Raw genomic sequence first — 23,835 nt, 5'->3', positions numbered from 1 at the left:
GAATGCCTCACTGTTGTTTTTGTATGAGGGGAAAGGGCAGTTGCTGAAGAAACTTCTGGATGAAACGTGCCCCGTCTGTGGGAGCGAATTCATTCGCGAGAGGCCATTGACACCGACACACTGGCGCCGCCTGGCTTGTTTTTCGCGAACGAACTCGCTGTCACACAGGGCCTTGACCGCCCCAGATTCGAGCGGTGTTAAGCGCCCTCACCCAACTCACGCATCACCGCGTACAACGCCGACTTGGCCTCGAAGCCCACACCCGGAATATCCGGCAGGCCGACGTAGCTGTTTTCGACACGAATGCCATCGGCGAAACCACCGAACGGCTGGAACACATCCGGGTACGATTCATTGCCGCCCAGATGCAGACCGGCGGCGATGTTCAGCGACATCTGGTGCCCACCGTGAGGCACGACGCGGCGAGTGGACCAGCCAAGCTCCTTCATCACGTCGAGCGTGCGCAGGTATTCCACCAGGCCGTAGGACAGCGCGCAGTCGAACTGCAGGAAGTCACGATCCGGGCGCATACCGCCGTGGCGCAGCAGGTTGCGAGCGTCCTGATGGGAGAACAGGTTTTCGCCGGTGGCCATCGGCAGTTCGTAGTGATTGGCCAGCTCAGCCTGCAGCGCGTAGTCCAGCGGATCGCCGACTTCTTCGTACCAGAACAGGTTGTACGGCTTGATCGCTTCGGCGTAGGCGATGCCAGTTTCCAAGTCGAAACGACCGTTGGCATCCACCGCCAGACGCTGACCATCGCCCACCACTTCCAGCACAGCTTCAATGCGACGCAGGTCTTCGGCCAGAGGCACGGCGCCGATCTTCATTTTCACCACGTCGTAGCCACGATCCAGATAGCTCTGCATTTCGGCCTTGAGTTTGGTCTGGTCCTTGCCAGGGTAGTAGTACCCGCCCGCCGCATAGACCCACACCTTGTCGTCGGCCACGCCATCGCGGTAACGGTCGGCCAGCAGACGATAAAGCGGCTTGCCTTCGATCTTCGCCACGGCGTCCCATACCGCCATGTCGATGGTGCCAACGGCTACCGAGCGCTCGCCATGGCCGCCGGGTTTTTCGTTGCTCATCAGCGCTTTCCAGATGGCGAACGGGTCGAGGTTGTCGCGCTCTTTGTCGATCAGCGATTCAGGGTCGGCCTCCAGCACGCGGGCCAGGAAACGGTCGCGCATCAGCGCGCCCTGACCGTAACGGCCGTTGGAGTTGAAGCCGTAGCCGATCACCGGTTTGCCATCGCGAATGACGTCAGTGACCACAGCCACCACCGAACAGGTCATCTTGGAAAAATCGATGTAGGCATTGGCAATCGGCGAGGCAATGGAAACCGTCTTTTCGCGAATGTCGACAATACGCATGGGTAACTCCTATTGTTTTGGGCGAAGGGGGTGCAGCAATCGTGGGGGGCCACTGTAGGACTGGACCTTTCGCTGCGGCCAATGCTAAAAACGCGGCACTCAATGCGCGGACGGCATTACGATGGAACTGGTTTGGCTCGAAGACTTCAATGCGCTGGCGCAGAGCGGCAACTTTTCCCGCGCAGCCGAACTGCGCCATGTGACCCAGCCCGCGTTCAGTAGGCGGATTCGGGCGCTTGAAACCTGGGTGGGCGTCGATCTGTTCGACCGCACCACTCAGGGCGCGACCCTGACCGATGCCGGGCGGCACATACTCGACAATGCACAGGAGATGACGAGGCGTCTGTACCAAATGCGTCAGGAAGCGCGCGAAGTCGCAGGAAAGCAGGCACGTTCGCTGCTTTTCGCCGCCACTCACTCGCTGTCGTTCACGTTCTTTCCAGGCTGGGTCCGGGCTGCGGAGCGCAGCAGTCCCATCGAGGCGATACGCCTGCATTCGGACAACATGCGGGTCTGCGAGCAGATGTTGCTGGGCGGCGAAGTGCAGTTTCTGCTCTGCCATCAACACCCGGACGTACCGCCACAATTCCCTGCCGAGTCCTTTCATTCCAAGGTGGTGGGCAGTGATTTGCTGATCCCGTTGCAAGCCCGGGAGATCGAAGCCAATCTCGACTCCAGCGCCCTGTCACTGCTGGGCTACACCGCTGAATCAGGCTTGGGCCGGATCGTGTCGGCGCGTCTGCGCAAAGAGTCTCGGCCGCCCAGCCTGCACACTGTTTTCAGCTCCCATCTGGCGGCGGTATTGCTGTCGATGGCCCTGGAAGGCAAAGGCTTCGCCTGGCTGCCGAAAACCCTGGCAGAGCCGGAGATTGCCAGTGCCAAGCTGGTGCGCGCGCTAGATGAGCATTGGGACATTCCCGTTGAAATCCGGCTATTCAGGCCGGCCATGGCCTTGAGTGATTTTGCAGAGGATTTCTGGGCGAAGCTGTAGCTCAATCGGATGATTGGTCCCCGGCAATCCGGCGTGTAGCGTTGCCTGGTTTACGCATCCGCCGGGCCTCACTGCTACAGGATCTGTCCGCGCCCTTGCGGTCGGGCTACAATCAAGCGCTTCGCCGTGACACAAGCCGCAATGACTCGCGCTGCCTATTGCGCTGATTATGCAGCCGGAAAAGTGCTTTCATTCAGATGTTTCCCCATACTCCCTGATCGGCACCGAACCCGATGCTGGCATTGTGGTCAATCTCTCAATCGAACTCATCAATGTGCCGCCCATGACACTCGTTCCCCTTAATCCATACCCGCATGGCGCCGGAGTAAATCCCTTCGCGGTCCGTCCACTGCGTGCGCCAGCCCGTGAAGCCGAACTATTTTGAACACGTCCAGCTCTTCAACCACGGCGCCCCCTTCAACCACGGCGTCAATCCCCCGCAGCACGACTCCGCTGAGCGACCCCGCGCAGTGGATCATCTGCGAGCATTGCGATTCGCTATACCAGGCCGAAACCCTGAACAAGGGTGAGACTGCCTATTGCCTGCGCTGCGCAGGGGTGCTTGATCGCGGGCATCGCATGACCATCGAACAGATGCTGGCCCTGAGCATCGCAGCGGGCATCATGTTCATCTTTGCCAATGTGTTTCCGGTGATCAGCATCAGCATGAAGGGCCTGTACAACCAGGTAACGCTGTGGGGTTCGGTGCAGGCGCTGGCTCAGGGACAGATCACCCTCATCGCACTGGTGGCGGGCCTGGCGATCATCCTCGCGCCGGCCCTGCAGATCGCGCTGCTGTTCTGGGTGCTGGTTCATGCCCGACGGCACGAGATCGCCCCTGGCTTCAAGATCTGCATGCGCACCCTCGAACATCTGCGTCCCTGGAGCATGCTGGAAGTCTGTCTGCTGGGCATTCTGGTAGCGATCATCAAGCTGGGCGGAATGCTCGACGTGCACCCCGGCGTGGGGCTGTGGGCCATGTTCATGCTGATGGTGCTGATCGTGCTGATTGCGGGCAAGGACATTCGTCGGCTGTGGGACGAACTGGACGTGGAGCCCGAATGAACGGTATTCCCTTCGCCCACGAACGCAAGGTCACCCTCTGCCATATCTGCAGTTATGTCTGCCCGGAAGACGCCCGCGATTGTCCGCGCTGCGACGCTTCGGTTCATCGGCGCAAACCCAATAGCGTGGCGCGTACCTGGGCATTTCTGATCGCCGGGCTGATTTTCTACATCCCGGCCAATACCCTCCCCGTGATGTTCACGACGCTGCTGGGCAGCGCCAGTGAAAACACCATCATGAGCGGTGTCATCGAGTTTGCCGAAGGCGGTTCCTGGGACATCGCCATTCTCATTTTCATCGCCAGCGTCTTGGTGCCCTGCGTCAAGTTCCTCGTTCTGGGGATGCTGCTGGTGACCTGCCAGCGCCGCAGTCGGTGGGCGATGCGCGAGCGTTCGCGGCTTTATCGTTTCATTGAGTTGATCGGCTACTGGTCGATGCTCGACGTTCTGGTGGTCGCCCTGGTGGCGGCACTGGTCCAGTTTCGCGGGCTCAGCACCATTGAGCCGCGGCTGGGCATCCTGTTCTTTGGTTTGGTGGTGGTGATGACGATGTTCGCCGCCATGAGTTTCGATCCCCGGTTGATCTGGGACGCAGAGGTTGAAGATGTCTGATAACGCCCTACCCCCATCGGCGCCAGAGCCTGCACGACCGCAGGTCAAGGCGCGCAAGGCACGCATTTCGCTGGTCTGGCTGGTCCCGATAGTTGCCGGTGTGATCGGCTTGTCGATGGTCATCCACGATTTTCTCAGTGTCGGTCCCAAGGTCGTGGTCAGTTTCCTGACAGCCGAAGGCCTGGAGGCCAAGAAAACTCAGGTCAAGTACAAGAACGTGGTGATCGGCACCGTGACCGACATCGCCCTGAGCGACGACCGCACACACATTCTGGCGACCATCGAGCTGAACCAGTCAGCCACTCCGTTCACCCGCGCCGATTCGCAATACTGGGTAGTGCGCCCGCGCATCGGCGCACACGGTGTCTCCGGCGTAGACACGTTACTGTCCGGGGCCTTCATCAGCGCCGATGCCGGCAGTTCGGAGAAGACCGAGAAAAACTTCCAGGGCCTTGAAAATCCGCCGCCGGTGACCTTCGGCGAGAAAGGCAAGCGGTTCATCCTGCACACCGACGAGCTGGGCTCGCTGGACATCGGCTCGCCGATCTACTTCCGTCGCATCCAGGTCGGCCAGGTGGTGGCCTATGAGCTGGCCAAGGATGGCAAGGGGGTGGACATCGAAGTCTTCATCAATTCGCCCAATGACCAGTACGTACTCACCGACACACGCTTCTGGAACGCCAGTGGCGTCGACGTCAGCCTAGGCGCAGCCGGTCTGAAAGTTTCGACGCAGTCGCTGACCTCGATCATTGCCGGGGGCATCGCTTTCCGGGAACCCAAGTACAGTCCGGACGCCAAACCTGCCGACTCCAATGCAGAGTTCACGTTGTTCGGGGACCAGGCGACCGCCCTGGCTCCGCCGGACGGTGAGCCGAAGTACATTCGCATGCGCTTCGATCAGTCTCTGCGTGGCCTGGTGGTCAATGCTCCGGTGGATTTCCTGGGCGTGAACATCGGCCGAGTGGTGTCGGTAGACCTGGACTACGATCCGGCCAATGGCACATTTCCAGGTATTGTCGGTGCGGTGATCTATCCACAGCGCCTGGGTGCAGCCAACGACAAGCTCAAGGAACAGGCTGGCGGTGGGAATGAGGAAGAGCAGACCTCACGAATCCTGGGTCGCTTCGTCGAACGTGGGCTGCGGGCGCAGGTGCGGACCGGTAATCTGCTGACCGGCCAGTTATACGTGGCCATGGACTTCGATCCCAAAGCGCCGAAAGTCGCCTACAACCCCAAGGCGCGGCCGCTGGAGATTCCGACCATGGGCGGCAGTTTCGACAAGTTGCAGGAGCAGCTTCAGGCCTTCGTCGACAAGCTCGGAAAAATCCCGATCGACGACTTGGCGAAGAATCTCAACGGCAGCCTGATCGAACTGCAGAAGACTATGAAAACCGTCAACGGGCAGGTGTTGCCGCAAATGACGGGCACCTTGCAGCAGGCGCAGAAAACCCTTGGCAGCGCCAACCAGACGCTGTCGGATGATTCGCCGGCTCGTCAGCAGCTGGGTCAGGCTCTGGACGAAGTACAGCGTACCGCCCGTTCGGTACGCGTCCTGACCGACTTCCTCAGCCGCCATCCCGAGTCACTGATCCGCGGTCGCACCGGTGACGCAGCGCCCGGCTCATACAAAGGTTCATCCTCTTCCCGTGAAATTGCTCCGGAGCCTGTGCAATGACTGTGCGTACTCACCTGCTGGTATTGGCCTGCGCGCTGGGCCTGAGCGCCTGTTCCTCGACGCCGACGCATTACTACACGCTGATCGCGCCGGCGACGCAGGCTTCGGCCAGTGTCGCCCAGGCGCCCTTTCAGTTCGAGATGCAACCGGTGCTGATGGCGGTGCAAGTGGATCAGCCGCCGCTGGTCGTGCGTCAGGGCGACGGCAGCCTGGCCATCCTGGAGAACGAGCGCTGGGGCGCGCCGCTGGGCGATGAATTTCACGATGCATTGACCGGAGAACTGGAGCGCCGCTTCGGTTCTCGTGACCTGGCAGGCCTGCCCAAACAGAGCGACGAACCCGTTCTTTCGATTCGGACGGATGTGCGACGTTTCGAATCAGTGCTCGATCATTACGCGTTGATCGATGTGGTCTGGAACCTCAGCCTGCGCGGCAACGGCAACGGCAACGGCAACGGCAGCAAACGGCAGACCATCACCTGCAGCAGCATCATTCGTCAACCCGCCGGAACGGGAATGGAAAGCCTGGTCCTGGCCCACCAGAAGGCAGTCTCGGATCTGGCCGATACCATTGCCAGAACGGCCAACCAGTGGGCACGGCAAACCAACTCCCGCTGCCCTTCCTGAGTTGTCTGTTCCTGAGGACGCCGCCTCCGGCGTCCCTTGGCTTGGAAAGCTGGCGGACTTATCGATTTAAACACCACAGATCCAACCCGTTCGTAATATCCAGTCATACGGACGTTCAAAATAAATCATTCTAATCGATTGGATCCATTTCCAGTTCTCCGGTATTGTCACCACGTCTCATGGCCGCCCGCATGCGACTTCAACCGCAACTCATCAGGCGATTACCGCCATACGACTCAGGGCGTTTGTGTCTGGGATCATCAAGTGGCATGCCACTTGGGGACCAGCGACACGAATGGAGGAACACATGACCGGGATTGGTCCAAGACTTCGGGAAGAGCGAACCCGTCTCAAACTTTCGCAAAGCGCATTGGGTTCTATCGGCGGCGTTGAAACCAACGCGCAGGGTAACTATGAAAGCGGAGCACGCTCACCCAAAGCTGACTACCTGCTGCGCATTACTGACGCAGGAGTAGATATCAACTACGTTCTGACAGGAACTCGCCAACACGAACCGGGCGCCTCGGTATCCCTTCTGCCCGATTCCGAGCCGATCCAGGACGAGAATCTGGATAAGGTCACGCACCAGCTTCATCGCAATCTCCACGGACTCATTGACGCGTTGTACCAGATGACTCTGTTGATCGAACTACGCGCCAACCATGCCAAGGACGACATTGTGAAAAAAGAGCTGGAAACCATCAGAACCGAAGCCCAGGACCTGGCCCAGGCGTCGGTTCGCCTGATATTCGTCACTTCCAGACTGGCTTGATCCGGGCTGCTTTCTGTCGCATCGACCGGCTAAGCCACGTTTTAAAGCTGGTGCTGGGGGCAAGTCATCTGCAGGGCGAATCCATCGCGAGAGACCCATGCGTCACCACACCCGCGTCAAGTGGAACGTCTTCCGCACGCCCCCACAGCTTTGCCATCTACCTTCAGTGCGGTTTCTCAACGCCGTTTCAGACGGTCAATGATCACCGCCAGCAACAGAATCGTGCCGCGAATCACGTATTGGTAGAAGGTGTCGATGTTCTTGAGGTTCATGGCGTTTTCGATGATTGCCAGAATCAGCACGCCGGCGATCACATGGCGAATCATGCCGATGCCACCGCTCAGCGACACGCCGCCCAGTACGCAGGCGGAGATCACCGTCAGCTCGAAACCCTGGCCAATCATCGGCTGGCCCGAGGTCATGCGCGACGCCAGCACCACGCCCGCCAGTGCGCCGATCAGACCATGCACGGCAAATATGATGATCTTGGTCCGGTCGACATGGACACCCGCCAGCAAAGCTGCTTCCTGGTTACCGCCGATGGCCAGCGAATTGCGACCGTAAGTGGTGTAGTTCAGCAGCCAGCCGAAGAACACGAAGCAGACGATGGTGATCAGGATCGGCACCGGAACGCCGAACAGCTGGCCGTTGCCAAACACGAAGAACGCCTCATCGCCCACACCCACAGCCTTGCCGTTGGAAAAGATATACGCCAGGCCCCGCACGATCTGCATGGTCGCCAGCGTAGTGATCAATGCGTTGATACGCAGCTTGGCGATGACGATGCCGTTGATCAGACCGACCAGCAGCCCCATGGCCAAGGCTGCGGAAACGCCGAGAAACACGCTGTCGGTATCGCGAATGACGATACCCGCAATAACCCCGGAACAGGCCAGGACCGAACCGACCGAAAGGTCGAAATGCCCGGATGCGAGGCAAAACAGCATGGTGCATGCGGCGATGCCGACGGTGGAAATCGCCAGCCCCAGGCCACGCATGTTCAGCGGCGACATGAAGTTGTCGATGAGCAGGGCGCAGAGCACGAAGATGCCCAGTGCGGCCAGGAGCATTGCCCAATCGTCGAAGAATCGACGCATATTCGTGCCCTGGCGGGGAGCCGTCAGGCTGGTTTCGGTAGACATACGCACCTCGTTTTTATTTTTCACTGTCGTGCCCAGATTCAGCCGCGAGTACGCGGCAGTGCCAATTGCAACAACCGTTGTTCATTGGCCTCGTCGCGAGAAAGCTCGCCGGTGATGGCGCCTTCGCTCATGACCAGAATGCGGTCGGAAATACCCATGACCTCCATCAGATCGCTGGACACCACAATGACCGCGATGCCCTCGGCGGCCAGGTTATGGATGATCTGGTAGATCTCGGATTTGGCACCGATATCGATGCCCCGGGTCGGTTCGTCGAGCAGCAACACTTTCATCGGCATCGACAGCCAGCGGCCGAGAATGGCCTTCTGCTGATTGCCGCCGGAGAGAAACAGCATCTGCTGTTCAGGCGAAGGCGTCTTGACGTTCATCGAGCGGATCTGGTGCTTGGCGTTGTCGCGTTCCCAGCGGCCTTGAATCAGGCAACCCAGATGAACATGCCGAGGCCGTGCGCCGATGTTGATGTTCTCGGCGACGCTGGAAAGCGGCACGATGCCTTCTTTTTTACGATCTTCCGGGCACAGCAGAATGCCGGCGGAGATCGCATCGCGCGGCGAGCGCAGATTCAGCGGCTTGCCGTCCAGTTGCAGAGTGCCGGTCTGGCTGCGGGTCAGGCCCGAAAGCAGGCGGAACAGCTCGGTGCGACCGGCGCCGACCAGCCCGAAAAAGCCCAGCACTTCGCCCTTCTCTACCGCAAAACTCACGGGCTCCTGAATACCTGGCCCGAGTAGCCCGGTGACGCGCAGGCTCGGTCCCTGATGCTGGCGCGGACGGTAGTTGTAGATGTCCTGGATGTCGCGACCGACCATGCAGGTCACCAGACGATCATGATCCAGCTCGGCCATGTCGTCGAAGGTGCGCACGAAACGCCCGTCCTTGAACACCGTTACGGCATCACACACCCGGAAGATTTCTTCCATGCGATGCGACACATAAAGGATGACCCGACCCTCATCGCGCAGTTTGACGATGATTGCCATCAAACGATCGATTTCCCGCGCCGACAGGCTGCTGGTCGGCTCGTCGAAGGCGATGACGTGCGCATTGCGCGACATGGCCTTGGCGATTTCCACCAGTTGTCGTTGCCCCAGCGACAGATCGCCAAGGCGGGTGGTCGGGTCGATTTCGTCAGCCAATCCCTTGAGCAGGTCCCGTGCGCGACGGATCATCGCGCGCCGATTTACCAGCCCCCAGCGGTTGGGCATATGCCCGAGCAGCAGGTTTTCCGCCACCGACATTTCCGGGACCAGATGCAGTTCCTGGTGGATCACCGCAATGCCGGCGGTGATGCTGTCAGCGGTGGACTTGAACGCCAGATGCTGATCGCCGATCTGCAGGTCGCCGCTGTTGGGCTGATACGAACCGCCGAGAATCTTCAACAGCGTCGATTTGCCCGCGCCGTTCTCGCCCATCAGCGCATGGACGCTGCCTGGCCGAGCTTCGAAATTGATGTCCGACAGTGCCTTAACGCCGGGAAAAGTCTTGCCGATCCCGTTGAAGCGCAGGCTGCCGCTGGACTGCTTTAGCTGAACCGATGCCTGTTGCATGAACCACCTCCTCCTCGCCCCACCCAAGCGGTGTGGAGCGAGGCCTTGCAGATGTCGGCCTGACGAATCAGGCCTGCGAATGTACGCCGCGGATTACTTGTACAGACCGATCTTGGTCAGCACATCCTTGAAGTTTTCGCGAGTGATCAGGGTCACGTCGTCCATGGCGGTGTACTTCGGCGGTTCCTTGCCGGTCGAGACCCATTCGTACATTTGCAAGGCGGTGTTGTAGCCTTCTTTGTCCGGGCTTGGCAGCATCGAACCGAAGAAGCCGCTTTCTTTTTTCTTCAGTTCGTCGATGGCGTCGGTGCCATTGATACCGATACCGATCACGTTGGCCGGTGCGAAACCCGCGCCCGCGGTTGCGCGCACGCCACCGAGCACGGTGTTGTCGTTCATGCCGCCGACGATCAGGTTCTTCGCGCCACTGGGCAGTTTAGGCAAGGCCGCGTTAGTGGCGTCCATGCTGCCCGGCACATCGAGGGTTTTCTGCGGCGTGAAGAGAATATGGTCTTCCGGCAGCCCGGCTTTCTTCAGCGCGTCGACCGAACCATCGGTGCGCTTCTTGCCGGTATCCAGCTCGTTGTAGGTGTTGATGATCGCGTAGGTTTCCTTCCAGTCCCACTTGCGATTCTGCGCTTCGGTAGCCATGGCCGCGCCCTGCTTCTGACCAACCTCAAAAGCGGCCATGCCCAGATATGGCACGTCTTCCATGAATTTGCCCTTGGAATCGACAAAGCGATCGTCCACTGCCATGACCTTCATGTCGTTTGCCTTGGCTTTGGCGACGATGGACGGGCCGAGTGAGACATCAGGCGGGCAGATGACAAAGCCCTTGGCGCCGTTGGCGGCCAGGCTGTCGATAGCGGAGAGGGTCTTTTCGCCGTCCGGGACAGCGATTTTGATCACTTCGAAACCGTGATCCTTGCCAGCTTTTTCGGCGAACTGCCATTCGGTCTGGAACCAAGGTTCTTCGGCTTGTTTGACGAGGAAACCGATCTTCACCTGATCGGCGGCGATCGCGCCACCACTCATACCGACAATGGCGGTGGCGACGGCGGCACAGCACAGGGAACGAATCCCGTGGCGACTCAACATAGCTAACTCCTTATTTTTATTGACTAGCTACAGCGTCCAGCAGTGAGTGTCGTAACAACCCAGATGAAGAAACACCACAGGCTGACCGACTGAAAACAGTCATATCATATTATCAATGACCTCTATGTAACCGAGTGTCACACCTTCCCAACCTCCTTCGCGCTCTTCCTTCAACCTGGGAATCTTTCAACCGGCAAAACGCTGCGAGGTAAGCCCCTTGATGCCCGTTGCCGCCTGCAACACAGCCCCATCCAAGGCCAAGGCATCGCGGGCGGGTCTGGCGCTGGTGACGAACAATGTGCTCATGTCCGGCCCGCCGAACACACAGCTGGTGGGATGACTCAGCGGCACTTCGATGATCCGGTCGACACTGCCATCGGGGGCAAATCGGATGATGCAGTGTCCGCCCCAACGCGCATTCCACACATAGCCCTGTGCATCCATCGCCGAGCCATCGGGCGCGCCTCGAACATGTGGGGCCGCCCAGACACGGCGTTCGCCCAAAGAGCCATCGGCTTGAATCGGGTAGCGATAGATCACGCCGTCGAGGCTGTCGGCGGTCAGCAATGCGGTATCGTCGTCGGTCCAGAGCATGGTGTTGACGATGCCCTGATCACCGAGCAACGGCGTGACCTGGGCATGGGTATCGATGCGGAATATTCCGCCCGAACGGCGTTCCAGCGGCAGGTCGCCACCCTCTGCGTCCAGATTGTTTTGCATGGTGCCGAGCCACAACCGGCCATGACCGTCGCAGCGGGCTTCGTTGGCGCGATTGCCGGCGATGGTGTCGGCCACGCACAACAGCGACGTTACGGGATGTTCAGCGGGAGAATCGAGCTTCAGGCGGTAGACGCCGCTGGCCAGCGTGACCAGTGCATCGCCCTGAGCCGTGGGAATGAAAGCGGAGACCGGCTCGTTGAATTGCCAGTGGCGAACCTGACCTTGATGCAGGCGCAGCGCACGGAATCCGGCGATGTCCACCCAGTAAAGGCTTTGCTGGGCGTCGTCCCAGAATGGCCCTTCGGCCAATTTGAATCGCTGGTCACAGACCGGCTGCCATTTCATAGCGAATGTCCTGTTCTTATTTTTGTCAGGTGTTACTGAAGCCCGTTGCTGCTTATTGCTTGTCACTACCTGCTCATTGCTGCGCCAGCGAGCGGGAAATCACCTCACAGGCATTCTCGATCAGACTCATACAGGCCCAGACACCGCGGGCTACATCACGTGTCGCAATGGCATCGGCCAGATCCTTGTGCAGCGGCAGGGTCCTACCCAACTCCCCCGGCACCCCGGACGACACTTCAAAGGAAATCGCCAACAACGCACCCAGCGCCGGCAGCATCTGCTCGATGAACTGGTTGTGACTGGCCGCCAGCACCGCCTCATGAAAGCGCTGATCGGCGTGGTTGTAATCACCCTTGTCCGCAACACACGCTGCCAGTTGCTGATAGGCCGCCTGAATCTCTGCAATTTGCGCCGGAGTGGCCCTTTCGCAGGCCCATCGCACCGCCATCGGCTCAATAGCCCGTCGCAAATCCAACAGGTCCATCACGACGCTTTCCGGCAAACCCTTGGCCGCTAACCAACCGACCACCTGCGGATCGAACAGGTTCCAGCTGCGCACTGGCAAAACCCGCGTACCGACCTTCGGGCCGACTTCGAGCATACCCTTGGCCACCAGCGTCTTGATGGCCTCGCGAATCACTGTCCGGCTGACCCCGAACTCCTCTCCCAATGCCGCCTCGACTTTCAGCGATTGCCCGGGCGCCACGCTGCCTTGAGCAATCCAGGCGCCCAGGCGGTCTACCGTCGACGCGTGAAAACTGTTGCTCATCGCTCCGCCCCTTATTGCGCTACTTCGCGCGAATCGAGGCTAATCATCATACGATTGAGTGTCAAACGCCTGTACAACCACTAAAAGCTGAGCTAAACCTGATCAGCAACCGACTTGAGCTTGATACCAGAAAAATAGTATTACAATTAAATTTTAAATCGAGTTTTTTGCGCTGAAAAAATCGAATAACCGCCTAATTGCCATTAATTAGTAATACCAGTTATCAACTTTGGGCTGCCAATAGAGGTCATGTCGACCCCATTGCAGCTTGAGGCCTGAACTTTGTCGCTGCTCTCAAAACAACAAAAGGAACGACGCAATGAGGAAGACGCTTATCCCTGCTATCGGACTGACGCTACTGACCGCCGCCCTTCAGGCAAACGCTGGCGCCGGACTTTCCAGTGAGCATGCCGCTTTCGGCAAGTTGGCCGATGGAACCACTGTCGAGAAGTACACCCTGCGCAACAGCCTCGGCATGCAGGCGACGGTCATCACCTACGGCGGCACGTTGCAATCGCTGCTGGTGCCGGACAAGAACGGCAAGACCGAAGACGTCGTTCTGGGTTTCGATGATCTGGACGGTTACGTCAAAGGCACAGCGTATTTTGGTGCCACCATCGGACGCTTCGGCAACCGCCTCGCCAATGGCAAATTCAGCCTTGATGGCAAGAACTATCAGGTCCCACAGAACGACAAGACCAACTCGTTGCATGGCGGCACCAAGGGCTTCGACAAGCAAATCTGGAAGGCCGAGCAGGTCAAGGACAAGGATTGGGTCGGCGTGAAACTGACCTACGTGTCGGCGGACGGGGAGATGGGCTTTCCGGGCACCTTGAAAACCGAAGTGACCTATAGCCTCAACGAGAAGAACGAACTGCGTATTCAGTACCACGCCACTACCGACAAACCGACAGTACTAAACCTGACCAACCACAGTTATTTCAACCTCGCGGGGGCTGGCAATGGCGACATCCTCGACCACGTCGCTATCGTTCACGCCAGCCATTACACCCCGATCAACGAAAAGCTGATCCCGACTGGAGAACTGCCAGCGGTCGCGGGCACCCCGTTTGACTTCCTCAAGCCTGTGGCCTTTGGCAAACGCATTCGCGAGGACAATCAACAATTGAAGTACGCCGAACCGACCCAAGGCGGCTATGACCATAACTGGGTACTCGACAACAAAGGCAAAGTGTCGAATCTGGCAGCGGATGTGGTGGAGCCGAAGTCCGGGCGCCGCCTGCAACTGTTTACAACGGAGCCCGGCGTGCAGCTTTACACAGGCAACTTCCTGGATGGCACGGTCAAGGGCAAGGCCGGCAAGATTTACCCGCACTGGGGTGCGTTCACGCTGGAAACCCAGCACTATCCCGATTCACCGAACCAGCCGAACTTCCCGTCAACGCGGCTGGATCCGGGCAAGGCATATAGTCAGACCACCGTCTTCAAGTTCTCCAGCAAGTAGCTGAGAAACCTGTAGCAATCCGGCTTGCCGACGGCATCGATCTAATGACGATACCGTCGGCAAAGCCTCCTCCCGAAGCGTCGTCGCAGAAAATGGGGTGTATAGCTTCAAGCTGTCATGGCCCTCACCCATCCATTTGTTGACATCCGCCCACTGCGAATCACCCTTCTGTACCACACGTAACCGTCTGGCAATGAAAGAAATGATCCGAGTGAATTTTCCTGCTGGATCCGACTCAACGAACTGTGAGCGACTGATAGGGAGGTTTGCGAGAGTGGCACAATACAAGCATTTCAGAATCGATTATCTGCTGCACGGTAAATACAAAAGCTTCTACATCAGCGCCGAAGCCATGGATAACGCATCCGCATGGCATTGGGCGTCGGTAGACGCCGGATTTGGGCAGATACCCAAGTATCGTTCGGACAAAGTGCCGAAAGTCAGTAAACCCAAAGCCGAACAGCTTGGGTTGACGGATGTGGAATGGGCCGAATCCTGAGCGTCCGAGCGTAAGCTCAACGGGGCGTGTTTTCGCTTGGGTGATTCGGTGGTCTTGGTAGCTGCCATGCAGCTATCGGCCCATTGCTCATACCACTCCAGATCGCTTTACCTTTAGCGTCGACACTCCCCTTTGTAGGAACTGATCATTAAACGACCATTGCAAGTAAGCCCTTGCATTTAAGGGCTTGCAGCCAGTTATCCACAGAGATATTCACGCTTTCCGTGGACAACTTTTTGAACGAAATGGCGTTGACTTTCAGGGGCTTCCGAGCGTAGCTCTGCCGTTTGTCCACAGCTCTCAAGAATCGGCATGCACTTCATGGCTCGACCCTCTATCAGACAGCGATGCCGTTAATTCCCCCCAAGCCACCTTCCTCCTGAAAAAGATTCACCTGCCAAGCCTAGCGTTAAACCTGCGTGTTAGCATCGCGAGCACACCGACTGACGAGGGAGCAAAGGCATGCTGGAAGAGCACACATTCGCCGCATTTCTGTTCGACATGGACGGTACGCTGACCAACTCGATTGCCGCCGCCGAGCGGGTTTGGACCCAATGGGCGCAGAGCAAGGGGCTGAATGTCGAAGAATTGTTGTCAACCATTCATGGCGTGCGTTGCGTGGACACATTGCGCCGCTTGAATTTGCCGGGCGTCGACCCTGAGCGCGAGGCCGAATTGCTCGCCCAGGCTGAAACCGATGATGTCGAAGGCGTGGTTTCCATCGAAGGCGCCGCCTGTTTCCTCGCGGGGTTACCTGCTGATCGCTGGGCTGTAGTGACGTCCGCGCCGAGATTGCTGGCCGAGCGCAGGATTCAGGCAGCAGGCCTGCCGCTGCCGGACATCATGGTCGCTGCGGAGGATGTCGAGCGCGGCAAACCTGCGCCGGACTGTTTTCTGTTGGCCGCCCAGAAGCTGGGGGTCAAGCCTGAGGAATGCCTGGTGTTCGAGGACGCACCAGCCGGCATCGCCGCAGCAGAGGCGGCAGGTGCGAAAGTCATGGTCATTACCGCAACCCACAAGCATGCGATTGAGACTCCACACTCAAGCTTGACCAGCTATGACGCCTATGGCGTTTCGATCAATCATCAGGGCCGCCTGCAACTGCGCGCTCAGTGACAGCCTGTGACTCGATGCAGGCGCCGGTCGCCCGTTGCATCGAGCCGGGCCTCACGCCTCGCTCAGCACACGGGCCAAGGCCGCTTTGATTTTGCCCATGCCGTTGTGCAGCGCGTGATCGATTTCGACCATGGTGATCACCGAAGACGACTTGCCCGCCGCCGGATTTACCACCAGTGCCAGGCAGGCGTATTCGAGTTCAAGCTCACGCGCGAGAGCGGCCTCCGGCATGCCGGTCATTCCGACGATGTCACAGCCGTCGCGCTCCAGCCGGACGATCTCGGCTGCGGTTTCCAGACGTGGCCCTTGAGTACAGCCGTACACGCCGAAATCGCTGAATGCACAGCCTTCAGCGGCCAGCGCCGCGATCAATCGCGCGCGCAACGGCTGGCTGTAGGGATGGCTGAAATCGACGTGGGTGACCTGCTCCAGATCATCGGCAAAAAAAGTGTGGTCCCGAGCACTGGTGTAGTCCACCAGATCGTGGGGCACGCAGAAATGCCCGCTGCCCATGTCAGCATGAATACCACCGACCGCGTTCACCGCCAGAATCGCCTGCGCGCCCGCCTGCTTCAACGCCCAAACGTTGGCCCGGTAATTGATCCTGTGCGGCGGCAGACGGTGCGGATGACCGTGACGGGCAAGAAACATGACCTCCCGCCCGGCAAACTCACCGATCTGGATCTCGCCGGACGGCGCGCCGTAAGGCGTGTTCATCGGCAGTGACTGACGAATCGTCAGGCCTTCGAGCTGGGTCAATCCAGTACCGCCGATAATCGCGTAAACAGTCATTGCGGATCCTTAATCGATCAGTTGGGCGGTGCGCAGTGCATTCACGGCGGCCTGCCAGCGTGGATGTTGACGGTACTCAGTGGTCGCGAGGCCCTGGCCGCGCATTTTGGCGATACGCTCGTGGGGAGTGACCTTCATCCGCTGGGCAGCGCTTAGCGCCAGCTCCGCGGCGCCACGGTCGTTACACACCAGACCCATGTCGCAACCTGCCGCAAACGCCGCTTCGATACGGCTCGCAGCGTCACCCACCACATGGGCGCCGGCCATGGACAGGTCATCGCTGAAAATCACGCCATCGAAACCCAGCTCGCCGCGCAGGATTTCCTGCAGCCAGCGACGGGAAAAACCGGCCGGCTGCGAGTCGACCTGCGGGTAAATGACATGCGCAGGCATCACTGCGGCAAGGTGCCTGCTCAGGCGCGCGAACGGCACCAGATCGTTGGCACGGATGGTTTCCAGACTGCGCTCGTCGTTGGGAATCGCGACGTGAGAGTCCGCCTCGGCCCAGCCGTGCCCCGGGAAGTGCTTGCCCGTTGCGGCCATGCCTGCGTCATTCATGCCACGGATAAAGGCACCTGCGAGCACCGCTGCGCGTTCAGGATCGCCCTCGAACGAACGGCTGCCCACTACCGCGCTGCGCTGATAATCCAGATCCAGCACCGGTGCAAAGCTCAGATCCAGACCGACCGACAACACTTCGGTTGCCATCAGCCAGCCACACTGCTCAGCGAGAAACTCGGCGTTCGGATGATCGGCGATTGCCCGCATCGCTGGTAGACGCACGAAACCCTGACGCAGGCGTTGCACCCGACCGCCCTCCTGATCGACCGCCAGCAGCAGGTCAGGACGAATCGCGCGAATGGACGCGCTCAGCTCGCGAATTTGTCGTGGGCTTTCGATGTTGCGCGCAAAAATGATCAGCCCACCCACCTCGGGCTGACGTAGAAACTGACGGTCTTCGGATGTCAGCCAGGTACCGGCGATATCCACCATCAGGGAGCCTTGCAGGCCAGAACTCATATGTAGATCCTTCAACAACCGTTGCCTAGTGCGGCATGGTGCGGGATCGAAGGGTGCGATGCAAATGCACCGCACCGGCAGGCGGGGCAGTCAGACTTTAGCGGGGGCAGGCGCGGTGCTTTTACTGCGTGGCTTGAGCTGAGCGCTGATCATCGCCGAATCGGTAACACCCGTTTCGGCGCGCATCCCGGCGGCCAGGAACGGCACCATCAGGCGCATGACTTGTTCGATGGAGGTGTTGACGCCGAAATCGGTTTCCGCAATGGCACGCAGCGCCTTGATACCGGACATGCTGAATGCCGCGGCACCGAGCATGAAGTGCACGCGCCAGAACAATTCGATTGGGGGAATACGCGGCGCGGCTTCGTTAACCAGCAGCATGTAGCGGCGAAACACCTTGCCGTACATGTCTTCCAGATAACGCCGCAAGTGCCCTTGGCTCTGACTGAACGCCAGCCCCAGAAGGCGCATGAAAATAGACAAATCATTGCCGCTTCGGGGCTGCACGACCAAGGCCTGTTCGACGAGAATTTCCAGCAACTCTTCGAGGGTGGGTTTGTGCTCCGGTTTGGCCTGACGACGCTCGAGCTCTTTGTCCAGGCTGGCGCAGAACGGCCCGAGAAAGCGCGAAAATACGGCTTGGATCAGCGCCTTTTTTGAACCGAAATGGTAGTTCACCGCTGCCAGGTTGACCGAAGCCTTGCTGGTGATCAGCCGCAACGAAGTTTCGGCAAAACCCTTTTCCGCGAATAGCTGCTCCGCAGCATCGAGAATTCGTTCAACTGTTTCCGACTGAGCCATGGTTATTCGCCTGACAAACACTTGTTTGAAACATACGTTTCAGCCTACCGGCTGTCAACCCTGGCTGTTCGTTTTCTGGCTGATCAGTCACGCCATTTAATCATAAAAAAACCGGCTGTCAGCCACCGGCCCAGCGAGAGAGAAATGTGCTCTTCGCGACATTCGACCCCCGCCTGTGAAAAAGGATGATTGCCAAGACGCAATCACTGTATATAATCCCAGTCACTGTATAAAAAGACAGAGCGATGCACATGATCAAACTGACGTCACGCCAAGCCGAAATCCTGGACTTCATCAAACGCTGCCTGGAAGACAACGGCTATCCACCGACCCGTGCGGAAATCGCCCAGGAACTGGGGTTCAAATCCCCCAATGCTGCTGAAGAACACCTCAAGGCCCTCGCGCGCAAGGGGGCAATCGAAATGACCCCTGGTGCTTCTCGCGGTATCCGGATTCCGGGCTTCGAGGCGAAGACCGAAGAAAGCGGCCTACCGATCATCGGTCGGGTTGCGGCCGGCGCTCCGATCCTGGCCCAGCAACATATTGAAGAATCCCTGGCCATCAACCCGGCCTTCTTCCATCCCAGCGCCGACTACCTACTGCGCGTTCACGGCATGAGTATGAAAGACGTCGGCATACTCGACGGCGACCTGCTGGCCGTTCACACCACCCGCGAGGCCCGCAATGGCCAGATCGTCGTAGCCCGAATCGGCGACGAAGTCACGGTCAAGCGCTTCAAGCGCGAAGGCAGCAAGGTCTGGCTGATGGCCGAGAACCCTGAATTCGCTCCCATCGAAGTCAATCTGAAAGATCAGGACCTGGTTATTGAAGGGCTAAGCGTCGGCGTCATTCGCCGCTAAGGAGAACGTTTATGCAGTTCCCACACACACCGCAACAACATGCACAACTGCCGCTGTTCGAAGCATTCATGGCGCCTGTGCTGCCAATGCTCGACGTTCCGCTTCAGGTACCGGTTCTCGACGATATCGTCGAAACGCCCTGGAGCAACGAACCAGAAGTCTTTAGTGAATTGTCATTGCGCGGTGCCGCCGGGAACTGCCTGAACCTGCTCGCGCCCATTCTGCGCGATTTGAGCCAGGACCGAAACGACCGGTGGCTGACCCTTATCGCTCCACCTTCCAGCGTCACACAAGCCTGGCTGCGGGACGCGGGGCTGAACCGGGAGCGCATTATCCTGATGCATCCCAGAGGCACGCAAACCGCGCTGGAGCTGACTCGCGAAGCGCTGCGTCTGGGTCGAAGCCATACAGTAGTCAGTTGGGTCAATCCGATTTCCGCCAGCGCGCGTCAGCAACTGATTACCGCGGCCCGTATCGGCGATGCGCAGAGCCTGAACATCCGCCTCGGCTGATGGCGCGTAGGGGCTTCTCCAATCAATGAGAAGCGATCAGACAGCTGTCGCCGGTGCTGAATGCCGACCCCGGACGGGATCGGCGCAGGATCAATGCAGAACCCGCGGTCCCTCTTCTTCCTTGGTCAGCTCGCCTTCAGCCAGACGGCCGGCCATTTGCACGCCCACACTGAGCATCGCCTTGGCGACTTCGACGTGTTGGCCATGCAGAAATGCCTTGGCATCCTCGGAGAAGTTCAAGGTCACGAGCGACCCCTCATCCTCGGCGCGGCGCAGCTCAATGCGGCCGTCAGGCAATTCGACAATTTCCAGAAAAGAGGTTGGCATCAGGACAGTTCTCCACGAAAGGCGGGCATTGTAACAGCCGGATGACTCAGGCCCTAGCCCACCGATCATTCTGTGTCAGCACTCGCTCAAACCCTCGCGGAAGCGTATCGCCAGCCCTTTGAGCTGCTGACGCCAGCTTTCCATTTCTTCGCGAGTCAATTCCGGCTCGATTTCTTCTTCAGCACCCACCGCGATAATCAACGGCTGCGTGACATCGCCTTTTGATTTTTTCGGCGCCCGAGGCGGCTGAAACAGTGCGTTATAGGAAGCCAGCAACTGCGCCAGCCAGGTTTCACGTTGCTGTGCCAGCTCCACCAGTTCGCCCATTTCAGGGATGGCGATTGCCTCCAGCACTTGCGGTGTTAGCAGATCCTCCGCACGCGGCGTACTGGCCTTTGGCAGTCGGTAGAAGCCGGCGATTTCATGGCACAAGCCCAACAGCGCTCCGTACAGATGAAAGATCGCAGATTCGCGTTCCGCCTGCTCAAGCCCTTGAGCGTTCATCGCCCGACTTTCCTTCGCCTTGGCCATCGCCTCAAGGGCAAGACCTGCAAAGAAAAGCTTCTGATTAGTGCGGGTATAGAGTTCGTGAGCCATGACAGTGGCCTCCACATCAATGAAATTTGAACGAGCAAGCCAAGGCAAAAAAATCCCTCGATGCACAGGAAAGCCACCGAGGGATTCTTTTAACGCAAAGCGTGGATGCTCGCCAGTCGTCTTTGACCCGACATTAAGCCATCAACGCTTGTCTTCGACCTTCCACGTGCCGCCATCGTAGAACGCGCGCCAGCCGGTCGGCTTGCCTTCCACTTCGGTCTGCACATATTGCTCCTTGGACTTGCGGCTGTAACGGATCACCGCCGGACGGCCATCAGGGTCTTTTTGCGGCGCTTCGCAAAGGAAGTGATATTTCGGATCGATCTCGGACTTGTGCGGCACGATTTCCAATACCAGCGGAGCACGCGTCTCGCGGTTTTTCGGGAATTGGCTGGCAGCCAGAAACAGACCCGAGGCGCCGTCACGCAGGATGTAGGTATCGTCGACCTTCTCGCACTTGAGTTCCGGCATCTTCACCGGGTCCATCTTCGGCGGCGCTGCTTCGCCGTTCTTTAGCAGCTTGCGGGTATTCTTACAGTTGGTGCAGCCGAAGAACTTGCCGAAACGGCCGGTCTTGAGCTGCATCTCGCCGCCACACTTGTCGCACTCCACGCTCGGGCCTTCGTAGCCCTTGATACGATACGTGCCTTCTTCGATCTCGTAGCCCGCGCAATCCGGGTTGTTACCACAGATATGCAGTTTGTGCTTTTCGTCGAGCAGGTACGCATCCATCGCCGTGCTGCAGATGGGGCAACGGTGCTTGCCACGCAGCACGCGGGATTCAGACTCACCCTCATCGTCGTCGGCAATTTCGTCGCCCGGCGTCAGGTTGACGGTAGCTTTGCAGCGCTCTTTGGGCGGCAGACTGTAGCCCGAGCAACCGAGGAACACGCCCGTGGACGCCGTACGGATCTGCATCGGACGACCGCAGACCTTGCACGGGATGTCCGTCATCACCGGCTCGTTGGCGCGCATGCCGCTGCCAGTGGCCTCGGCCACTTCCAGCTTCTTCTTGAAGTCGCCATAGAACTCGTCGAGCACGTTTTTCCAGTCGCGTTCACCCTGGGCCACGTCATCGAGGTTTTCTTCCATCCCGGCGGTGAAGCCATAGTCCATCAGGTTGGCGAAGCTCTCGGACAGACGCTCAGTCACGATGTCGCCCATTTTTTCCGAGTAAAAGCGGCGGTTGTGCAGCGCCACATAGCCACGGTCCTGAATCGTCGAGATGATGGCCGCGTAGGTCGATGGACGACCAATGCCACGCTTCTCCATTTCCTTGACCAGACTCGCTTCCGAGTAACGCGCAGGCGGCTTGGTGAAGTGCTGGCTCGGATCGAGCTTGATCAGCTTCATGCTGTCGCCCTGAACCATGTCAGGCAGCACATCGTCGTCGCCGGGCTTGCTCATCTGCGGCAGCACTCGGGTGTAACCATCGAACTTGAGGATTCGGCCCTTGGCTCGCAATTCGAAATCGCCCGCCGCCACGCTGACGGTAGTCGAGAGGTATTGCGCAGGCGGCATCTGGCAGGCCACGAACTGGCGCCAGATCAGCTCGTACAAGCGCTCGGCGTCACGCTCCATGCCCGACAACTTGCTCGGGTGGGTGTTGACGTCGGACGGACGAATCGCTTCGTGCGCCTCTTGCGCGCCTTCCTTACTGCTATAGACGTTCGGCGAATCAGGCAGGTATTTCTTGCCGAATTCGTTCTCGATGTAAGTGCGAGCCATGGCCACCGCGTCAGCCGACAGGTTGGTCGAGTCGGTACGCATGTAGGTGATGTAACCGGCTTCGTACAAACGCTGGGCCATCATCATGGTTTTCTTCACGCCATAGCCCAGGCGGTTGCTCGCGGCCTGTTGCAAGGTAGACGTGATGAACGGCGCGGACGGCTTGCTGCTGGTCGGTTTGTCTTCGCGCTTGGCGATGCTGTAGGACGAAACCTTGAGCTTCTCCAGTGCCGCCATGGCCTGGGCTTCGTTTAGCGGCTTGAAAGCCTCACCCTTCTCGCGCGCCACTTCGAAGCGCACGTTGGCGCCCTTGGCGGTGCCCAGATCAGCGTGGACTTCCCAGTATTCTTCGGGGATGAACGCACGGATCTCGCGCTCACGCTCCACGACCAACTTCACGGCGACGGACTGCACCCGACCCGCCGACAGACCGCGGGCGATCTTCTGCCACAGCAGCGGGGAAACCATGTAACCCACGACGCGGTCGAGGAAGCGACGCGCCTGCTGGGCATTGACGCGATCGATGTCCAGCTCTCCCGGTTTGGAGAAGGCTTCCTGAATCGCCTTCTTGGTGATCTCGTTGAACACCACGCGCTTGTAACGCTCGTCGTCACCGCCGATGGCTTCGCGCAGGTGCCAGGCAATGGCTTCCCCTTCGCGGTCCAAGTCCGTCGCGAGATAGATGGTGTCGGCATCCTTGGCCAGGCGGCGCAGTTCGTCGATCACCTTCTCCTTGCCGGGAAGGATTTCGTACTTGGCTTTCCAGCCATGCTCGGGATCGACGCCCATCCGCGCCACGAGCTGGCGCTTGGCCTTTTCCTTGGGCGACAGCGCAGGCGCTTCAGACGCGGTCTTGCCGCGCTTGGCAGCAGGCTCTTTGGCGGCACTCGCCGAACCGCTGGTGGGCAGGTCTCGGATATGGCCGATACTCGACTTCACCACGTACTGGCTGCCCAGATACTTGTTGATGGTCTTGGCCTTAGCCGGGGATTCCACAATGACCAGCGATTTGCCCATGGATCGGAAAATTCCTAATGCAAGAAAAAAAGACGTTGGAGCCGTCGAGGCCCCGCTATATATAGTGGCTAAGAGATGAGGTCAAGCAGAGGCTACTGCAAGGTCTCGCCTCACGACCTTGAAAAAAGATCAGGTTCGGCCTGGACCAAAGCAAAGCGCGGCACTTGCTCCCCGTCAACCTCGACTGACTCCAGAAACATGCTCAAAGGACGCACCCACAACCCGTATTCACCATACAACGCCTGATAGAACACGACTTCCTCTTCAGTCTCCGAATGCTTCGCGACACCGAATACACGGTACTCAGGACCTTTGTAATGACGGTAGAGACCTGGCTTCAATTGCATGCTGC

24 protein-coding genes are annotated in these 23,835 nt (G+C 59.0%); 11 read left to right on the top strand and 13 right to left on the bottom strand.

All coding sequences use genetic code 11. The features are described 5' to 3' along the window. Positions 1-197: 197 nt before the first annotated feature. Complete coding sequence (locus ACRER8_RS19985) at positions 198-1,370, bottom strand: mandelate racemase/muconate lactonizing enzyme family protein (RefSeq protein ID WP_431747926.1); 1,173 nt, start codon at positions 1,368-1,370, stop codon at positions 198-200. 121 nt (positions 1,371-1,491) lie between these two features. Between ACRER8_RS19985 and ACRER8_RS19980 the strand changes: the two genes are divergently transcribed. From ACRER8_RS19980 to ACRER8_RS19955, 6 genes are all read left to right on the top strand, one after another. Next, complete coding sequence (locus ACRER8_RS19980; protein WP_431747925.1) at positions 1,492-2,361, top strand: LysR family transcriptional regulator; 870 nt, start codon at positions 1,492-1,494, stop codon at positions 2,359-2,361. Positions 2,362-2,814: 453 nt separating this feature from the next. Next, the gene (locus ACRER8_RS19975; RefSeq protein WP_431747942.1) at positions 2,815-3,426 is read left to right on the top strand and encodes a paraquat-inducible protein A; all 612 of its coding nucleotides are present in this window, start codon (positions 2,815-2,817) and stop codon (positions 3,424-3,426) included. Next, on the top strand, positions 3,423-4,037 hold the full coding sequence (locus tag ACRER8_RS19970; RefSeq protein ID WP_431747924.1) for a paraquat-inducible protein A: 615 nt from the start codon (positions 3,423-3,425) through the stop codon (positions 4,035-4,037). Before ACRER8_RS19975 ends, ACRER8_RS19970 begins: the two co-directional genes overlap by 4 nt. After that, entirely contained in the window at positions 4,030-5,712 is a 1,683-nt protein-coding gene (locus tag ACRER8_RS19965; RefSeq protein WP_431747923.1) for an intermembrane transport protein PqiB, read from the top strand. Before ACRER8_RS19970 ends, ACRER8_RS19965 begins: the two co-directional genes overlap by 8 nt. Further along, entirely contained in the window at positions 5,709-6,338 is a 630-nt protein-coding gene (locus ACRER8_RS19960; RefSeq protein ID WP_431747922.1) for a PqiC family protein, read from the top strand. The genes ACRER8_RS19965 and ACRER8_RS19960 overlap by 4 nt, the downstream gene beginning before the upstream one ends. A gap of 307 nt (positions 6,339-6,645) precedes the next feature. Continuing rightward, the gene (locus ACRER8_RS19955; protein ID WP_431747921.1) at positions 6,646-7,110 is read left to right on the top strand and encodes a helix-turn-helix domain-containing protein; all 465 of its coding nucleotides are present in this window, start codon (positions 6,646-6,648) and stop codon (positions 7,108-7,110) included. Positions 7,111-7,286: 176 nt separating this feature from the next. On the opposite strand, the gene araH is transcribed toward ACRER8_RS19955, so the two are convergent. The 5 genes from araH to ACRER8_RS19930 form a co-directional block, all read right to left on the bottom strand. Beyond that, complete coding sequence (gene araH, locus ACRER8_RS19950) at positions 7,287-8,252, bottom strand: L-arabinose ABC transporter permease AraH (RefSeq protein WP_431747920.1); 966 nt, start codon at positions 8,250-8,252, stop codon at positions 7,287-7,289. Between the two features lie 38 nt (positions 8,253-8,290). Next, a complete protein-coding gene (araG, locus tag ACRER8_RS19945) occupies positions 8,291-9,817 on the bottom strand; it encodes an L-arabinose ABC transporter ATP-binding protein AraG (protein ID WP_431747919.1) in 1,527 nt (508 codons plus the stop codon). A gap of 93 nt (positions 9,818-9,910) precedes the next feature. Beyond that, positions 9,911-10,915: a substrate-binding domain-containing protein gene (locus ACRER8_RS19940; protein WP_431747918.1), complete on the bottom strand. Its 1,005-nt coding sequence runs from the start codon at positions 10,913-10,915 to the stop codon at positions 9,911-9,913. Between the two features lie 186 nt (positions 10,916-11,101). After that, complete coding sequence (locus ACRER8_RS19935; RefSeq protein ID WP_431747917.1) at positions 11,102-11,980, bottom strand: SMP-30/gluconolactonase/LRE family protein; 879 nt, start codon at positions 11,978-11,980, stop codon at positions 11,102-11,104. A gap of 73 nt (positions 11,981-12,053) precedes the next feature. Then, positions 12,054-12,749, bottom strand: coding sequence for a FadR/GntR family transcriptional regulator (locus ACRER8_RS19930; protein WP_431747916.1), 696 nt, complete (start codon positions 12,747-12,749; stop codon positions 12,054-12,056). Between the two features lie 319 nt (positions 12,750-13,068). Between ACRER8_RS19930 and ACRER8_RS19925 the strand changes: the two genes are divergently transcribed. From ACRER8_RS19925 to ACRER8_RS19915, 3 genes are all read left to right on the top strand, one after another. Further along, positions 13,069-14,214: an aldose epimerase family protein gene (locus ACRER8_RS19925; protein ID WP_431747915.1), complete on the top strand. Its 1,146-nt coding sequence runs from the start codon at positions 13,069-13,071 to the stop codon at positions 14,212-14,214. A gap of 274 nt (positions 14,215-14,488) precedes the next feature. Next, positions 14,489-14,713, top strand: a complete 225-nt coding sequence (locus ACRER8_RS19920) for a DUF6555 family protein (RefSeq protein WP_062382299.1) — start codon at positions 14,489-14,491, stop codon at positions 14,711-14,713. Between the two features lie 462 nt (positions 14,714-15,175). Beyond that, entirely contained in the window at positions 15,176-15,829 is a 654-nt protein-coding gene (locus ACRER8_RS19915) for an HAD-IA family hydrolase (protein ID WP_431747914.1), read from the top strand. Positions 15,830-15,880: 51 nt separating this feature from the next. Here ACRER8_RS19915 and ACRER8_RS19910 read toward each other — a convergent pair whose 3' ends face one another. From ACRER8_RS19910 to ACRER8_RS19900, 3 genes are all read right to left on the bottom strand, one after another. Then, the gene (locus tag ACRER8_RS19910; RefSeq protein ID WP_431747913.1) at positions 15,881-16,621 is read right to left on the bottom strand and encodes an S-methyl-5'-thioinosine phosphorylase; all 741 of its coding nucleotides are present in this window, start codon (positions 16,619-16,621) and stop codon (positions 15,881-15,883) included. Between the two features lie 9 nt (positions 16,622-16,630). Next, positions 16,631-17,629 (bottom strand): beta-N-acetylhexosaminidase, encoded by a 999-nt coding sequence (gene nagZ, locus ACRER8_RS19905; protein ID WP_431747941.1) that lies wholly within the window; start codon positions 17,627-17,629, stop codon positions 16,631-16,633. Between the two features lie 102 nt (positions 17,630-17,731). After that, positions 17,732-18,442: a TetR family transcriptional regulator gene (locus ACRER8_RS19900; RefSeq protein WP_431747912.1), complete on the bottom strand. Its 711-nt coding sequence runs from the start codon at positions 18,440-18,442 to the stop codon at positions 17,732-17,734. A 251-nt stretch (positions 18,443-18,693) separates the two neighbouring features. On the opposite strand from ACRER8_RS19900, the gene lexA reads away from it, so the two are divergent. Together lexA and sulA are read left to right on the top strand one after the other, a co-directional pair. Beyond that, on the top strand, positions 18,694-19,302 hold the full coding sequence (gene lexA / locus ACRER8_RS19895; protein ID WP_431747911.1) for a transcriptional repressor LexA: 609 nt from the start codon (positions 18,694-18,696) through the stop codon (positions 19,300-19,302). An 11-nt stretch (positions 19,303-19,313) separates the two neighbouring features. Next, complete coding sequence (sulA, locus tag ACRER8_RS19890; RefSeq protein WP_431747910.1) at positions 19,314-19,814, top strand: SOS-induced cell division inhibitor SulA; 501 nt, start codon at positions 19,314-19,316, stop codon at positions 19,812-19,814. A 90-nt stretch (positions 19,815-19,904) separates the two neighbouring features. Here the strand turns inward: sulA and ACRER8_RS19885 are convergent, their stop codons facing one another. The 4 genes from ACRER8_RS19885 to ACRER8_RS19870 all read right to left on the bottom strand — a co-directional run bounded on the left by ACRER8_RS19885 (position 19,905) and on the right by ACRER8_RS19870 (position 23,830). After that, positions 19,905-20,141, bottom strand: coding sequence for a hypothetical protein (locus ACRER8_RS19885; RefSeq protein ID WP_166597312.1), 237 nt, complete (start codon positions 20,139-20,141; stop codon positions 19,905-19,907). Positions 20,142-20,216: 75 nt separating this feature from the next. Continuing rightward, positions 20,217-20,738, bottom strand: coding sequence for a DUF6586 family protein (locus tag ACRER8_RS19880; protein WP_431747909.1), 522 nt, complete (start codon positions 20,736-20,738; stop codon positions 20,217-20,219). Between the two features lie 141 nt (positions 20,739-20,879). Then, on the bottom strand, positions 20,880-23,483 hold the full coding sequence (topA, locus tag ACRER8_RS19875) for a type I DNA topoisomerase (RefSeq protein WP_431747908.1): 2,604 nt from the start codon (positions 23,481-23,483) through the stop codon (positions 20,880-20,882). 110 nt (positions 23,484-23,593) lie between these two features. Continuing rightward, positions 23,594-23,830, bottom strand: a complete 237-nt coding sequence (locus tag ACRER8_RS19870; protein ID WP_120127478.1) for a DUF1653 domain-containing protein — start codon at positions 23,828-23,830, stop codon at positions 23,594-23,596. Positions 23,831-23,835 lie beyond the last annotated feature (5 nt).

The organism is Pseudomonas sp. (assembly GCF_050739935.1).
GTDB lineage: Bacteria > Pseudomonadota > Gammaproteobacteria > Pseudomonadales > Pseudomonadaceae > Aquipseudomonas.
The sequence above is the reverse complement of the archived record's forward strand: the minus strand, read 5'-3'. Positions and strand labels throughout refer to the sequence as shown.